This window comes from Cypionkella sinensis, assembly GCF_042646385.1.
In the GTDB taxonomy this organism is placed as follows: Bacteria; Pseudomonadota; Alphaproteobacteria; order Rhodobacterales; family Rhodobacteraceae; genus Cypionkella; species Cypionkella sinensis.
Genome location: NZ_JBHRTO010000001.1, coordinates 790,089 through 803,939, shown reverse-complemented (window position 1 = coordinate 803,939; position 13,851 = coordinate 790,089). Strand labels below are relative to the sequence as shown.

At 62.3% G+C, this 13,851-nt stretch carries 14 protein-coding genes; 10 read left to right on the top strand and 4 right to left on the bottom strand.

Features of this window, described 5'->3' with window-relative positions; all coding sequences use genetic code 11:
- Positions 1–171: 171 nt before the first annotated feature.
- Positions 172–642 (top strand): c-type cytochrome, encoded by a 471-nt coding sequence (locus ACFOGH_RS04015; RefSeq protein ID WP_380071782.1) that lies wholly within the window; start codon positions 172–174, stop codon positions 640–642.
- Positions 643–711: 69 nt separating this feature from the next.
- On the opposite strand, the gene lipA is transcribed toward ACFOGH_RS04015, so the two are convergent.
- A complete protein-coding gene (lipA, locus tag ACFOGH_RS04010) occupies positions 712–1,662 on the bottom strand; it encodes a lipoyl synthase (protein WP_380071781.1) in 951 nt (316 codons plus the stop codon).
- A 112-nt stretch (positions 1,663–1,774) separates the two neighbouring features.
- Between lipA and ACFOGH_RS04005 the strand changes: the two genes are divergently transcribed.
- Complete coding sequence (locus tag ACFOGH_RS04005; RefSeq protein ID WP_380071780.1) at positions 1,775–2,455, top strand: aquaporin; 681 nt, start codon at positions 1,775–1,777, stop codon at positions 2,453–2,455.
- Positions 2,456–2,585: 130 nt separating this feature from the next.
- Entirely contained in the window at positions 2,586–3,143 is a 558-nt protein-coding gene (locus tag ACFOGH_RS04000) for a LysE family transporter (protein ID WP_380071779.1), read from the top strand.
- An 8-nt stretch (positions 3,144–3,151) separates the two neighbouring features.
- Here the strand turns inward: ACFOGH_RS04000 and ACFOGH_RS03995 are convergent, their stop codons facing one another.
- Positions 3,152–4,264, bottom strand: a complete 1,113-nt coding sequence (locus ACFOGH_RS03995) for a DUF6456 domain-containing protein (RefSeq protein WP_380071778.1) — start codon at positions 4,262–4,264, stop codon at positions 3,152–3,154.
- Positions 4,265–4,485: 221 nt separating this feature from the next.
- Between ACFOGH_RS03995 and ACFOGH_RS03990 the strand changes: the two genes are divergently transcribed.
- Positions 4,486–4,773: a DUF6477 family protein gene (locus ACFOGH_RS03990; RefSeq protein ID WP_380071777.1), complete on the top strand. Its 288-nt coding sequence runs from the start codon at positions 4,486–4,488 to the stop codon at positions 4,771–4,773.
- A 71-nt stretch (positions 4,774–4,844) separates the two neighbouring features.
- On the opposite strand, the gene ACFOGH_RS03985 is transcribed toward ACFOGH_RS03990, so the two are convergent.
- A complete protein-coding gene (locus ACFOGH_RS03985) occupies positions 4,845–6,395 on the bottom strand; it encodes a trimethylamine methyltransferase family protein (RefSeq protein WP_380071776.1) in 1,551 nt (516 codons plus the stop codon).
- Between the two features lie 274 nt (positions 6,396–6,669).
- Here ACFOGH_RS03985 and guaA point away from each other — a divergent pair, with 274 nt between their 5' ends.
- Together guaA and ACFOGH_RS03975 are read left to right on the top strand one after the other, a co-directional pair.
- On the top strand, positions 6,670–8,226 hold the full coding sequence (gene guaA / locus ACFOGH_RS03980; protein ID WP_380071775.1) for a glutamine-hydrolyzing GMP synthase: 1,557 nt from the start codon (positions 6,670–6,672) through the stop codon (positions 8,224–8,226).
- Between the two features lie 12 nt (positions 8,227–8,238).
- Complete coding sequence (locus ACFOGH_RS03975) at positions 8,239–8,517, top strand: putative quinol monooxygenase (RefSeq protein ID WP_380071774.1); 279 nt, start codon at positions 8,239–8,241, stop codon at positions 8,515–8,517.
- A gap of 163 nt (positions 8,518–8,680) precedes the next feature.
- Here the strand turns inward: ACFOGH_RS03975 and ACFOGH_RS03970 are convergent, their stop codons facing one another.
- On the bottom strand, positions 8,681–9,280 hold the full coding sequence (locus tag ACFOGH_RS03970) for a nitroreductase family protein (protein WP_380071773.1): 600 nt from the start codon (positions 9,278–9,280) through the stop codon (positions 8,681–8,683).
- Positions 9,281–9,424: 144 nt separating this feature from the next.
- Here ACFOGH_RS03970 and ACFOGH_RS03965 point away from each other — a divergent pair, with 144 nt between their 5' ends.
- The 4 genes from ACFOGH_RS03965 to ACFOGH_RS03950 all read left to right on the top strand — a co-directional run bounded on the left by ACFOGH_RS03965 (position 9,425) and on the right by ACFOGH_RS03950 (position 13,844).
- On the top strand, positions 9,425–10,720 hold the full coding sequence (locus ACFOGH_RS03965) for an MFS transporter (RefSeq protein ID WP_380071772.1): 1,296 nt from the start codon (positions 9,425–9,427) through the stop codon (positions 10,718–10,720).
- Positions 10,717–11,616 (top strand): DMT family transporter, encoded by a 900-nt coding sequence (locus ACFOGH_RS03960; RefSeq protein WP_380071771.1) that lies wholly within the window; start codon positions 10,717–10,719, stop codon positions 11,614–11,616. The genes ACFOGH_RS03965 and ACFOGH_RS03960 overlap by 4 nt, the downstream gene beginning before the upstream one ends.
- Before the next feature lie 126 nt (positions 11,617–11,742).
- Positions 11,743–12,843: an OmpP1/FadL family transporter gene (locus ACFOGH_RS03955; RefSeq protein ID WP_380071770.1), complete on the top strand. Its 1,101-nt coding sequence runs from the start codon at positions 11,743–11,745 to the stop codon at positions 12,841–12,843.
- A 110-nt stretch (positions 12,844–12,953) separates the two neighbouring features.
- On the top strand, positions 12,954–13,844 hold the full coding sequence (locus ACFOGH_RS03950; RefSeq protein ID WP_380071768.1) for an ATPase: 891 nt from the start codon (positions 12,954–12,956) through the stop codon (positions 13,842–13,844).
- The last annotated feature ends 7 nt before the right edge of the window (positions 13,845–13,851 follow it).

The window sequence follows — 13,851 nt, the reverse complement described above, 5'->3', positions numbered from 1 at the left end:
TCAGCGGATCGCAGCCGTAAACTCTTTGTGTATTACAAGGATTTAGCACCAGCGCCTATCCCAGCCCCCCTTGCTTTGCATGCGGCCCTGCGCAAGCCTGCCGCTACCCGGCAGCGTCAAGAACGGGCCAGCCTGCGCGCCACGTTGCGCGCTTTGCAAGCGGAGAAGTTGATGAAGAAACGTCTTATAGCCTTTACCACCATGGCGGCGCTGACGGCGTTTGGCGTCTATGCGCAGGATGCCGAAGATCCGTTTGCCGATGCGGTGGAAACCCGGCACGGCCTGATGCTGCAAATGGCCAGCGATCTGGGCACTTTGGGCGGCATGGCTAAGGGAGAGGCCGCCTATGACAAGACGGCAGCTACCAAAGCGGCGGCCAATGTCGCGGCGATTGCCTCGGTGATCTCGATGGCGCAATTCCCGGCTGGGTCCGAGAATGGCAAATCCGCTGACAGCTATGCGCTGGCCGATGTTTGGGCCAAGCAGGATGATTTTCTGGCCAAGGTTGCCGATCTGAACAACGCCGCCGCCGCGATGCAGACCGCCGCTGCCACCGATGCCGATGCAATCAAGGCCAGCATGGCGCAACTGGGCGGCGCATGCTCTGCCTGCCACAAGGCTTACCGTCAGCCCGAAAGCTGATCGGTCCCGCGATTTACAAAAACGGCGGCCCGCAAGAGCCGCCGTTTTGCATTTTCCAATGCTGAGCCGCTAAGCCCGCCCCAGCTTTTGCAAGCGCGCGCTACGCAGCCGGGCGAAATCATCGCCCGCGTGATAGCTTGACCGCGTCAGCGGCGTGGCCGAGACCATCAGAAAGCCTTTGCCGAACGCAGTCTGCTCATAGCTTTTGAACTCATCCGGTGTGACGAAGCGATCCACCCGGTGATGTTTCGGCGTCGGTTGCAGATACTGACCAATCGTCAGAAAATCGACATCTGCCGCGCGCATGTCATCCATCACCTGATGCACGCCTTGGCGATCTTCGCCCAAGCCCACCATGATGCCCGATTTGGTGAACAAGGTCGGGTCGAGTTCCTTGACCTTCTGCAACACCCGCAACGAATGGAAATACCGCGCACCGGGACGCACGGTGGGGTAAAGGCCGGGGACGGTTTCAAGATTGTGGTTGAACACATCCGGCCGCGCTTCGACCACCTTTTCCAGCGCCGACGGTGGGCATTTCAGAAAATCCGGCGTCAGAATCTCGATCGTGGTGGCTGGCGAGCGGTGGCGGATCGCGCGGATAGTCTGGGCGAAATGCTCCGCCCCGCCATCTTCCAAATCGTCACGGTCCACGCTCGTGATCACCACATGGTTCAACCCCAACTCAGCCACCGCATGCGCCACCCGTCCCGGCTCGAACGCATCAAGATTTTGCGGCTTACCGGTCGCGATATTGCAGAACGAACAGCCGCGCGTGCAGATCTCGCCCATGATCATCATGGTTGCGTGGCCTTGGCTCCAGCACTCGCCAACATTCGGACAGCCGGCCTCTTCACAAACCGTCACCAGCTTTTTCTCGCGCAAGATATCGCGGGTTTTCTTGTAACCTTCCGAGGTTGGCGCGCGCACCCGGATCCAGTCGGGCTTTTTCGGCTGGGCATTGTCAGGCTTATGCGCCTTTTCCGGGTGGCGTTGGTCCGGCAGCTTGAGGTCACGCAACGGTTTTTCCCCCTGAAACGGTGCTTCATCTCAAATAGTCTGTGCGGCAGGGCTTGGCAACGGCGTTCCGGGCATAGGCCCATGCAGGTGTAACAAGGGTAAGGGTAAAAAAATGACAAAGAAACTGGTGGCCGAGGCGTTGGGGACGGCGATTCTCGTGCTGTTCGGCTGCGGGGCTGCGGTGATTGGCGGCGCAGAGATCGGCTTTACCGGCATCGCGCTGGCCTTTGGTCTCGCGATTGTCGCGGCGGCTTACAGCTTGGGCGCGATTTCGGGCGCGCATCTGAACCCGGCGGTCAGCCTTGGGATGGTAACAGCGGGCCGGATGACTGTGGCCGAGTTTGCGGGCTATGCGGTGGCGCAAGTTGCAGGTGCGATCATCGGTGCCTTGGTGCTGTATCTGATCGTTTCGGGCAAACCCGGATTTGTGATGGGCGAATGGGCGCTTGGCTCGAACGGCTACGGTCCGGGCTATCTGGGCGAATATAGCCTAGCTGCTGCCTTGGTGTTCGAGGCTGTGATGACCTTCCTGTTCGTGACAGTGATTCTGGGTGCCACCGGCGCGGGCTCTGCCGCGGGTTTCGCTGGTCTGGCGATTGGTCTGACGCTGACAGCGATCCATCTGGTTGGCATCCATGTCACCGGCGTTTCGGTGAACCCGGCGCGCTCGATCGGCCCGGCGCTCTTTGCGGGCGGTGCAGCCCTGTCGCAGCTTTGGGTGTTCATTGTGGCACCTTTGGCTGGGGGCGCGCTGGCGGGATTGGTTTATAAGGCGGGGCTGACCCGCGCCTGATCGGCTTCCCCGAGCAGAGATCAAGACCCCGAACGGGCGGCGGGAAACCGTCGCCCGTTTTGCTGACGCGTCAATCTGGCCGGTTGATCTGGATCATGGCAGCACTACCTTGCCGGGGTAAGGACACGCCATGTCGATGATGAACCTAAGCCTTGCGCTGCTGGCGCTGCTGATCACCCCCGGCCCGAGCAACGCGCTGCTGGCGCTGGCAGGGGCGCAAACCGGCCTGCGCGACGGGCTGCGGCTGATCTTTGTGGTGACGCTATGCTATCTGGCGGTGGTTGCGCCGCTGGCCCTTTATGGCGCGCAGCTGCTGCATGGTCTGCCGGTCCTGCGCCCCATCGTCACCGGATTGGCCGCGCTGTGGGTCGCGCGGCTGGCGTTGCGATTGTGGAGCCTGCCTGCGGCCGGCACCCGCGCCACCGCCAGCGTCGGCCCCCGCCAGATCGCCGTCACCACGCTACTGAACCCCAAAGCGCTGATCTTCGGTCTGGTGCTGATCCCCGCCACCCCCAAGGTTTGGGCAGCCTTGGCCCTGTTTGCGCTGCTTGTGCCGCTGGCCAGCCTGATCTGGCTGGCCTTGGGCGCGGGGCTTTTGTCGCGCGCCGGGCCATGGCTGAACCGCGGCGCGGCGGTGTGGTTGGCGCTTTTGTCACTGGGTCTGGCCGCCAAAGCCTTGGCCGGTTGATCAGCCGATCAACCGATCAGCGGCCCCGACCGGCCATAGGTTTCATCATAATGGCGCAGCAGGCGTTGCAACGCGATGCGCAGCACCACTTTGCCAGACCGCGCCGCCCAGCCCAGACGCTGCTCGGCGGCCTCGATCCCTTCCAGAAAACAGCACACCCGCAGCGCGACATCGCCCAACCCCGGCCCCAGATCGCGCAATGCCGCTGCCACCCTGTCACGCGCCGCGCGTGGGCCCTCGGGAATGCCCGCCTCGGCCCGCGCCGCCCCGCGATCTGTGCCGGTCAGAAACCGCTCCCAGTTCTGCGTCACCCGCGGCCCGATCTGCGCGAGTTCAAAATCCTCGCGCAGCCGTTCCGCCGCGCCCACCAGATCGGGTTCCAGATACAGCTTGCCATCCTTGTCGCGCCTGCGCCCCAACACCGCGACCGGGCTTTCCGCCAGATTATAACGGATGCGCCGTGGCCCGCCGTCATCGGCCACTGCAGCCCCCTCCCAAGCACCGCCCGGCCCGTCAAACCCGGCCTGCGCCTCGGCAAAGCCGCCCGCGCGCGCCTCGGCATCGATCATTCGCTTCAGCGCCGCACGGCCTGCGCTGCTGATCTCATAGGTCGCCACGCGCCCCGGCTTGCGGCAGGAAATCCAGTCCTTCAGCGCAAAAGCCTGCGCGATCACCCGCTCGACCACCGCCGTGCGCGCCGAATGGCCATCGGGAAACTCGCGCATCACCACCGCCTTTTCCATATCCGGCGCAAAGGCCAGCACAGCGCCGGGCTCTACCAGACGGCGAAGAATACGCTTGCCCTCTGCGGTGATTGTCGCCTCATCTGCAACAATGGTTTGCGGGTGCACAGCTGCGGTCATGGTGTCGTCATCCTTGTTGATCGAAGGGAAGCGTGGCTCTGCACCGCTGGCCAGCGCCGACAGCGCCTCGTCCAAAAGCGGGTCGTCACGTCGTGTTTCATAGCGCCGCACCGCCCGCATCACAGTCGAGGCATGGCGGCCATCACGACGCGCAAGTGCCCGATATGATTGGCCATCTTCTGTATGATCCAGATAGAGCCGCACCGCATCAGGCAGCCATCCCGGCAGGCCGTGCAGCAGAGAGAGATTGCTTTGCATCGTGTGTTGCCGCGCGTCAGCGCCTTCCTGATCGATCCTTGCCGAAACGTTAACAAGCGTGGAAGGCATTGATTACCCAATCGTTAATTTCTGAGCCTTCGTCGATAATTGTTTATAAATCTTAAACAATCTCGGAAGCTCCCGCGCGCTGCAAACTGGCTTTGCGCAACGCCCAGTTGTGCCGTGCTATGCAGGCTCCACCACTCATGGAGACTTGCCAAATGATCGATTTCCGCGCCCTGCTTGAAACCCTGCGCCGCCCCCGCATGTTGATCCGCGCTGCCCGTTGCGGTGTGCTGGATTACCGCCGCGAGCGTGATCTGAAGCGTCTGGTTGACAGCACACCGACGCCGGAACGCGCGGTGACGCGGCTTCTGGCCGAGGAGGAACGTCTGGAAGATATCCGCCTCAGCGGCGAGGCCAGCTATTCGGTCGCGCGCCACATCGAAGTGCTGATCGCCCTGATTGCCGAGGTGCGTCTGCTGCCGCGCAGCCCGACCGCGATCTAAGCATGAAAAAGGCCCGCATTGCTGCGGGCCTTCTGCACCAGAACGGGTCACTTATTAACCCGTTCAGTATATCACATGAACGCGTCAGGCATCGACGCCTTTTTGCGCGCCACATAATCGTCGATGCTTTCGCGCACGCCCTCGTCAATCGCAGGGGCCACATAGTCCGACAGCATTTTCTTCGCACGTTCCGCCGCCAGCGTCTGCGTATCGCGCGCGCCTTCTTCGGCCCAGGTCTCGAACGGCTTATAGTCCAGCAGATCCGAGCGCCAGAATGCGGTCTTGAAGTTGGCTTGGGTATGCTCGCATCCCAGATAGTGGCCACCAGGGCCCACTTCGCGGATCGCATCCATCGCCTGCCCGTTGGTGTCCATCATCACACCCTGCGCCAGATGGTGCAGCGTGCCCAACTGATCGGCGTCCATCACGAACTTCTCGACCGACGACACCAGCCCGCCTTCCAGCCAACCGCACGAGTGCAGCATAAAGTTCACACCCGCCAGCAGTGCCATGTTCAGGCTGTTCGCGGTCTCATAAGCCGCCTGCGCATCCGGCAGTTTTGATCCGCAGAACGACCCGCCCGAACGATAGGGCAGCCCCAGACGCCGCACCAACTGCCCCGCGCCATAGGTGATATGTGCGGCTTCCGGCGTGCCAAAAGTCGGCGCGCCCGAGTTCATGTCGATCGAGGTCACAAACGCCCCCGCGATCACCGGCGAGCCGGGGCGCACCAACTGGCTATACGACACCCCCGCCAGAATCTCTGCCAACACCTGCGTCAGCGTGCCCGCCACCGTCACCGGCGCCATAGCGCCGCCTACGATAAAGGGCGAGACGATGCTGGCCTGATTGTTGGCGGCATATACCTCCAACGCGCCCATCATGATGCCGTCGAATGTCATCGGCGAGTTGATGTTGATCAGGCTGGTCATCACCGTGTTCTGATCGACAAAATCGGCCCCGAACAACAGCTTCGACATCTCGATCGAATCCGCCGCCCGGCTGGGTTCGGTCACCGACCCCATATAGGGCTTGTCCGAAAGCACCATATGGGCGCGCAGCATGTCCAGATGGCGCTTGTTCACCGGAATATCGGTCGGCTCACACACCGTGCCGCCCGAATGGTGCAGCCATTTCGACATATAGCCCAGCTTCACGAATTTCTCGAAATCGGCCAGCGTTGCATAGCGCCGCCCGCCTTCCAGATCGCGCACAAAGGGCGGGCCGTACACCGGGGCAAGCACCAGATTGCGCCCGCCAACTTCGACATTGCGCTCGGGGTTGCGGGCATATTGCGTGTAGGTCTTGGGTGCGGTCGAGCACAGCTTGCGGGCCAACCCGCGCGGAATATGCACCCGCTCGCCGCGCACGTCGGCACCGGCTTCACGCCAGCGCACCAGCGCCGCTTCGTTTTCCACGAAATTGACGCCGATCTCCTCCAACACGGTTTCCGCGTTGTATTCGATGATCTGCAGCGCTTCTTCGTTCAGGATTTCAAAATTCGGGATGTTGCGCTGAATGAATTTCGCGGTCTCGAACGACACCGCCGTCCGCTCTGCCCGACGGCTTGCGCCGCCACCGCCCCGTGCCCGCCGACCACCAGCTTCTGCAACATCGCTCATCGAAGGTCTCCATTCTCAGCCGCCCATGCGGCACTGTTTTGCTGCCCTTATGCCGCGAACCTCGCCGCCTGCGCCCCCCGAATACGCCGCATAAACGCCAAAACCGACATGTTCCCATTCCGATAGCGACTTGCAGCGCATCCTCTCTGCACAAATATCCTCAAGGGGTGAGGCCGCAGGCCGAGGGGGCTGAAAGGCCCCTTTCCAGCGGCATCCCCCCAAAAATCCCGCCAAACGATCTTGCTTCTGTCGCCTCCAAAGGCTACGCGAGGCCATGACACAGCATCAGCGCCTCCTCATCATCGACTTCGGCTCTCAGGTCACGCAACTGATTGCGCGCCGCCTGCGCGAGTTGAACGTCTATTGCGAAATCCACCCTTATAATAAGGTCGATGACGCGTTCCTGCAAAGCTTCGCCCCTAAGGCCGTGATCCTGTCAGGCGGCCCGGATTCGGTGACACGCGCAGGCTCCCCCCGCGCGCCCGAAGCGCTCTGGTCGTTCGGCGTCCCGGTCCTCGGCATCTGCTACGGCCAACAGACGATGATGCAGCAACTTGGCGGTCTGGTCGAACACGGCCACGGCACCGCCGAATTCGGCCGCGCTTTCGTCACCCCCACCACCGATACCCTGTCGATCCTCGACGGCTGGTTTGCGGATGGCCGCGAACAGGTCTGGATGAGCCACGGCGACCATGTGTCGAAAATCGCCCCCGGCTTTCAGGTCTACGGCACCTCGCCCAACGCCCCCTTCGCCGTCACCGCCGACCCGACCCGGCATTTCTACGCCGTGCAGTTCCACCCCGAGGTGCATCACACCCCAAAGGGCGCGAAACTCTACGAAAACTTCGTGCGCCTCGCAGGCTTTACCGGCGATTGGACGATGGACGCCTACCGCGAGCAAGCCATCGCCGCGATCCGGCAGCAGGTTGGCGACAAAAAGGTGATCTGCGCGCTCTCGGGCGGCGTCGATAGCTCTGTCACCGCCATTCTGATTCACGAGGCCATTGGCGATCAACTCACCTGCGTTTTTGTCGATCACGGTCTGCTGCGTCTGGGCGAAGCCGAACAGGTCGTCGCGATGTTCCGCGACAACTACAACCTGAACCTGATCCACGCCGACGAATCCGACCTGTTCTTGGGCAAGCTGGAAGGCGTCTCTGACCCCGAGCGTAAGCGCAAGATCATCGGCGGTCTGTTCATCGACGTGTTCCAGAAATACGCCAATGGCATTGAGGGCGCAGAATTCCTCGCCCAAGGCACGCTCTACCCCGATGTCATCGAGTCTGTCTCGTTCTCGGGCGGCCCCTCCGTCACCATCAAATCGCACCACAACGTCGGCGGTCTGCCGGAAAAGATGGGCCTGAAACTGGTGGAACCGCTGCGCGAACTCTTCAAGGACGAAGTCCGCGCCTTGGGCCGCGAACTCGGCCTGCCCGCCAGCTTCATCGGTCGCCACCCCTTCCCCGGCCCCGGCCTCGCCATCCGCTGCCCCGGCGAGATCACCACCGAAAAGCTCGACATCCTGCGCCAAGCCGATGCCGTTTATATCGACCAGATCCGTAAACACGGCCTTTATGACGAAATCTGGCAAGCCTTCGCCGCCATCCTGCCGATGAAAACCGTGGGCGTGATGGGCGACGGGCGCACCTATGACTACGCCGTTGGCCTGCGCGCGGTGACAAGCGTCGATGGCATGACCGCCGACACCTATCCGTTCACGCACGATTTCCTCGGCGAAACCATGACCCGCATCATCAACGAGGTCAAAGGCGTCAACCGGGTGTTCTACGACATCACCTCAAAGCCGCCCGGCACGATCGAACTCGAATGATCAGACTGCACCATGATTAGACTGCGGGGCCACCTCATCTGCGCCACAGCGGAAGAATCAGCCGCTGTGGCGGCCCATGTCGCAGAACACACCCGGCTCAGCCGCGCCGAACCGGGTTGCCTGTCGTTTGAAGTCACCCCCACCGATGATCCGCTGGTCTGGGAAGTGATGGAAAGCTTCCGCACGCAGGAAGATTTCAACGCGCATCAAACCCGCACCCGCGCCAGCGCCTGGTTCGAAGCCACCCGCAGCATCCTGCGCGATTTCCGCGTCGAAGCCATCGGCGACTAACGCGCCGCAGCGTTTCATCTGTCGATAAATATCCCGGGGGGCGGCGCAAGCCGGGGGGCTGGCCCCCCTCCACCGCATCCACCACCGCAGCGGCACATGGCCATCCCCCGGCAGCGCCGTCGCAAGGGGCTCGATGCCCCGCGCGACGGCTCCTGCTTATCGGTCAGACGAACTTGCCATGCGCCACAATCTGCGCCAGCGGCAGACGGTCATTCGGCGCTTCACGGGCCTGCAACGCTTCTGGCAACTTTTCGATGTCGCCATGCTCGCCTACCGCCACCACACAATGCAGCGCATAGCCGTCCGGCAACTTCAGGTTTTTCGCTAGCACGTCCGCCTCAAACCCGCCCATCGCATGAGCGACCAGACCCGCATGATGCGCCTGCAATGCCAGATAGCCCCAGGCCGTGCCCGCATCAAAGCTGTGCGCCGCATTCGGCACCTGCTTGCCGTCCTTCTCCACCGTCTCGCGTGACGCCACAACGATCAGCGCCGCCGCTTTCTCCGCCCACGCGCGGTTGAACGGCACCAAAGCCTCGGCAATCTTGCCAAACGCCGCATCGCCGCGCAGACCGTAGGCAAAGCGCCACGGCTGGTGATTGCTCGAAGATGGCGCCCAACGTGCCGCTTCAAAAAGCGGCAGCAACTCGGCCTCAGTCAGCGTTTTCTCGGTAAACCCGCGCGGCGAGAACCGAGCGGTGAACTGCGCATGGATCGGATGTTCGGCCTTGCGGGTGTTCTTGATGGCGGTGTGAGCGGTCATAACAGGTCCATGTTCAGGTGATACCATCCCAGACATAACGCCGCAGCCGCTTGCAGCAAGGGCACAGAGCGCATAGCTGCTGTGCCAAAATGCACGCAACGCGGCCTCTGGCAAAGTCGTGCCGATGGCGGTAAGCCTGCGCTTATGCCCGGGCTTTCGCAAAACTTCCTGTTCCGCCACCGCGATTTCGGCCTGTTCTGGGGCGGGATGGCTTTGGTCAACATCGCAGCCCAGATCGAGGCCGTCACCATCGGCTGGCAGATCTACGCATTGGGGCGCGCCACGCTTTCCATCGAAGAAAGCGCCTTTCTGGTCGGCATGGTCGGCCTGTGCCAATTCCTGCCGCTGTTCGTGCTGACGCTGTGGGCAGGCTCGCTGGCTGACCGCTATTCCCGCCGCCGCATCGTGATGTTGGCGTTGCTCGCCGAAACTGTCGGCGTATTGGGTCTGGTGGCGCTCGCCTTGCACCCCGAGCCGGGCTTCACCGCCATTTTCGCCATCGCCGCCCTGTTCGGCGCTGCGCGCGCCTTCCTGTCTCCCGCCGCTTCGGCCTTGGTGCCAATGCTGGTGCCAAAAGCCGACATGCCGCAGGCGATTTCACTGAAAAGCCTAAGCTGGCAGGGCGCGGTGATCGTCGGCCCATGGCTGGGCGGTATGCTTTGCGCCATCTCGACCGCCACCGCCTACACCACCACCGCCGTGCTGTACGTCCTCGGCATCGCGGTGATCCTGCTGATGCGCGCCAACACCACGCCCGAGCGGCAACCGGGCAGCCCATGGGCGCAGATCAAAGAGGGCCTCGCCTACACCTTCCACAACAAGATCGTGTTCGGAGCGATCTCGCTTGATCTGTTCGCCGTGCTGCTGGGCGGTGCCACCGCCCTGCTGCCCGCATTCGCCAGCGACATCCTGCATGTCGGACCCGAGGGATTTGGCATCCTGCGTTCTGGCCCGGCGATTGGCGCTGTGCTGATGGCACTGGCCTTGGCGCGCTGGCCGCTGAAACGTCGCGCCGGGGTGCGGATGTTCTGGGCCGTCGCTGCCTTCGGTCTGGCGACGGTGGTGTTTGGCCTGTCGAAAAACATGTATCTGTCGGTCGCGGCCCTCGCGGTGCTAGGGGCCGCCGACATGATCTCGGTCTATGTGCGGCAAACCTTGGTGCAGATCGTCACACCCGATCACATGCGCGGGCGGGTGTCATCCGTGTCGGGCCTGTTCATCTCGGGCTCGAACGAGTTGGGAGAGTTCGAATCCGGCGTCGTGTCACGTTTCCTTGGTCCGGTGGGCGCTGCCGTCTTCGGCGGCATCGGCACCATGATTGTCACCGGCACTTGGGCGTGGATGTTCCCCGCCCTGCGCAAAGCTGACCGGTTGGATGGCACCACGCCAGACACCGAAACCATCCATCCCCATTCGATAACCTCGCAGGTCAGCCAATGATCGCGCCCCGGTCCCCAGCGCTGCGGGCAGCCCTCTGGATGATCGGCTCGATTCTCGCATTCTCGGCTATGGCGATTGCCGCCAAACAGATCGGCAGCCGCCACGACAGTTTTGAGATCATGACCGTGCGTTCCGCCGTGGGCTTCTTTCTGGTCCTGGCGCTGGCCACCGCGACGGGCCGCCTGCATGAGATCAACGCCCGCAATCTGGGCGGTCACGCCTTGCGCAACGTCATCCATTTCACCGGGCAAAACCTGTGGTTCTGGGCGCTGACGATGATCCCGCTCGCCCAGCTTTTCGCCATCGAATTCACCTCGCCGCTGTGGGTGGTCCTGCTTGCCGCCCTGCTGCTGGGCGAGCGGTTGACCCGCACCCGCATCCTTGCAGCGGCCCTTGGCTTTATCGGCGTGCTGATCGTCGCCCACCCCGATCTCGCGCATCTGAACCTCGGCGTGTTGGCGGCGGCAGGCTCCGCCCTGTGCTTTGCCACCACCAATGTGGTGACGAAAAAGCTGACCGCCGGCCTGTCGATCCTGTGCATCCTGTTCTGGCTGACTCTGATGCAGTTTTTCTTCGGTCTCGGCGTCGCGCTTTATGACGGCGTGTTCCACCTGCCCACCGCCGCCACCCTGCCTTGGCTCTGCGTGATCGGCCTTGCCGGTGTCACCGCGCATTACTGCATCACCGCCGCGCTGAAAATGGCCCCGGCATCCTACGTCATGCCGCTGGATTTCCTGCGACTGCCGCTGATCGCCGTTGTCGGCGCGATGGTTTACGCCGAGCCGCTGGACCCTTACGTCATCGTCGGCGCTGCGGTGATCTTTGCCGGAATCTGGCTGAACATCCGTGCCGAGATCCGACCCAAAGGCCACACCCCCCCAATCACGGCCCCGTGACGCCGCGTCATTGATTGACCGATATGCAACCTTCCGCTTAGCGTGACATATCACCGCACTTGACGCATTAACCCACGGGAAAGTTGGGACATGCCAAGGTGCCGCATCGGTTACGGGGAGTAGACCATGAAGCATATCATCACAGGGCTGGGCGCATTGGCACTCACCACCACGCTGGCGCAAGCGGGCGGCGTTGACCGTTCGGGGCAAAGCGTCGCCTCGATCTTCGAGAACGGCGATTATGTCGAACTCAGCTTTGGCCGCGTCTCGCCGGATGTTTCGGGCACCGCAGTCGCAACCCTGGGTGGTTTTTCTTCTGGCGATATGGCCGTCGGTTACAATCAGATCGGCATGGCTGTCAAAACCAAGCTGAATGATCACTGGGATCTGGGCGTGATCTTCGATCAACCCTTCGGCGCAAAGGTCAGCTATCCGACTGGCACCAACTACTTCGCCCAAGGCTCCACGGCCGAGCTGAACTCCACCGCCCTCACCACGGTGCTGAAATACAAGACCGACAACAACATCAGCATCTACGGCGGTCTGCGGTATGAGCTGATGGATGCCAAAGCCTCGGTGCCGTTCGTTGCGGGCTACAAGGTGGATTCCGATCAATCCAGCGGCCTCGGCTATCTTGTCGGTGTGGCGTATGAAAAGCCCGAAATCGCCCTGCGCGTGGCGCTGACCTACAATTCGAAAATCACCCATGATTTCAAAACCGTCGAATCCAGCCTGCTGACCGGCGGGTTGGATGTGGCAGGCACCACCTCGGTGGATTCGCCGCAAAGCGTGAACCTGGAATTCCAGTCGGGCGTCGCCAAAGACACGCTGGTGTTCGGCTCGATCCGCTGGGTGGACTGGACCTCTTTCGTCATCGACCCCGCAGGATATCCGGCACCGTCGCCGCTGGTGTCCTACGACTCAGATACCGTGACCTACACCTTGGGCGTCGGGCGCAAGTTCAACGAAAACTGGTCCGGCTCGGTCTCGATCGGCTTTGAGGATCAGGTCGGCGGCTTTGCCTCCAACCTCGGCCCGCATGACGGCAAGACCAGCATCACCATCGGTGCCGCCTACACCATGGCCAACAACCTGAAAATCTCGGGCGGCGTGTCCTACGTGCGCATCGGCGATGCGAAAACCTCGCTGAATGATAGTACGACAGCGGCGAATTTCTCGGACAACTCGGCCGTGGGCGTCGGGATGCGGATTTCCTACGCCTTCTGATCTGCCACTTTCCTGACGCGGCCCCGCGCACCAACGCGGGGCCGTTTCTCATTTGCGCAGGTCCGTGTCAGCCTGTAACAAAGCCCCAGCCAAGCAAGCCGGAGGGCGCGATGATCTACACTTCAGGACAAGACTATCGTGCGGCCCCGCGCAAACGCGTGCTGCTGTTTGGCATGTCGGGCTTGGGCAAGACCTATCTGGCCAACATGCTGCGCGATTCCGTGCAAGATGGCGCAGGGCAAGGCGGCTGGTTTCACTACTCGGTCGATTACCGCATCGGCACCCGCTATATGAACGAATTCATCGCCGACAACTTCAAGCGCGAGGCGATGAAAGTCCCGCTGCTGCGCGAATTGCTGATGACGGATTCGGTCTATATCGCGTCCAACATCACCTTCAACAACCTAGCCCCCTTGTCGACCTATCTCGGCAAACCCGGCGATCCTGCGCGCGGCGGCATCCCGTTTGCCGAATATCAGCGCCGCCAAGCCGAACATGCGCAGGCCGAAATCTCGGCCATGTTGGACGTGCCGCGCTTTGTCGAGCGTGCCGAGAATATCTACGGTTATCAGAACTTTATCTGCGACACCTCAGGTTCGATCTGTGAAGTGGTAGAGGCTGACGACCCCGCCGATCCGGTGATGCGCGCACTGGCAGACAACCAGCTGCTGGTCTGGATCAAAGGCTCGGATGCCCACAAGGCCGAACTCGCCCGCCGGTTTGATCGCGCGCCAAAGCCGATGTATTACCGGCCCGATTTCCTTGAAACGCTCTGGGCCGAATACCTTGCCCGTGAAGGCAAATCGGCAACCGAGGTCGATCCCGACGCCTTCCTGCGCTTTGGCTACGCCCGCCTGCTGGACCATCGCCAGCCGCGCTATGCCGCGATGGCGCGCTGGGGCATCACCGTGACAGCCGAGGAAGTGGCGCAGGTCAAAACCCCCGCCGATTTCGATGACATGATCGCGACAGCCCTTGATCGCCGGCAAACCCATGCCTAACTCTCGC

Excerpts from the sequence above, each read along its gene's own strand:
- ACFOGH_RS04015 (WP_380071782.1), top strand. The coding sequence starts at position 172 with ATGAAGAAACGTCTTATAGCCTTTACCACCATGGCGGCGCTGACGGCG.
- ACFOGH_RS04005 (WP_380071780.1), top strand. The coding sequence starts at position 1,775 with ATGACAAAGAAACTGGTGGCCGAGGCGTTGGGGACGGCGATTCTCGTG.
- ACFOGH_RS04000 (WP_380071779.1), top strand. The coding sequence starts at position 2,586 with ATGTCGATGATGAACCTAAGCCTTGCGCTGCTGGCGCTGCTGATCACC.
- ACFOGH_RS03995 (WP_380071778.1), bottom strand. The coding sequence starts at position 4,264 with ATGCAAAGCAATCTCTCTCTGCTGCACGGCCTGCCGGGATGGCTGCCT.
- ACFOGH_RS03990 (WP_380071777.1), top strand. The coding sequence starts at position 4,486 with ATGATCGATTTCCGCGCCCTGCTTGAAACCCTGCGCCGCCCCCGCATG.
- ACFOGH_RS03985 (WP_380071776.1), bottom strand. The coding sequence starts at position 6,395 with ATGAGCGATGTTGCAGAAGCTGGTGGTCGGCGGGCACGGGGCGGTGGC.
- guaA (WP_380071775.1), top strand. The coding sequence starts at position 6,670 with ATGACACAGCATCAGCGCCTCCTCATCATCGACTTCGGCTCTCAGGTC.
- ACFOGH_RS03975 (WP_380071774.1), top strand. The coding sequence starts at position 8,239 with ATGATTAGACTGCGGGGCCACCTCATCTGCGCCACAGCGGAAGAATCA.
- ACFOGH_RS03970 (WP_380071773.1), bottom strand. The coding sequence starts at position 9,280 with ATGACCGCTCACACCGCCATCAAGAACACCCGCAAGGCCGAACATCCG.
- ACFOGH_RS03965 (WP_380071772.1), top strand. The coding sequence starts at position 9,425 with ATGCCCGGGCTTTCGCAAAACTTCCTGTTCCGCCACCGCGATTTCGGC.
- ACFOGH_RS03960 (WP_380071771.1), top strand. The coding sequence starts at position 10,717 with ATGATCGCGCCCCGGTCCCCAGCGCTGCGGGCAGCCCTCTGGATGATC.
- ACFOGH_RS03955 (WP_380071770.1), top strand. The coding sequence starts at position 11,743 with ATGAAGCATATCATCACAGGGCTGGGCGCATTGGCACTCACCACCACG.
- ACFOGH_RS03950 (WP_380071768.1), top strand. The coding sequence starts at position 12,954 with ATGATCTACACTTCAGGACAAGACTATCGTGCGGCCCCGCGCAAACGC.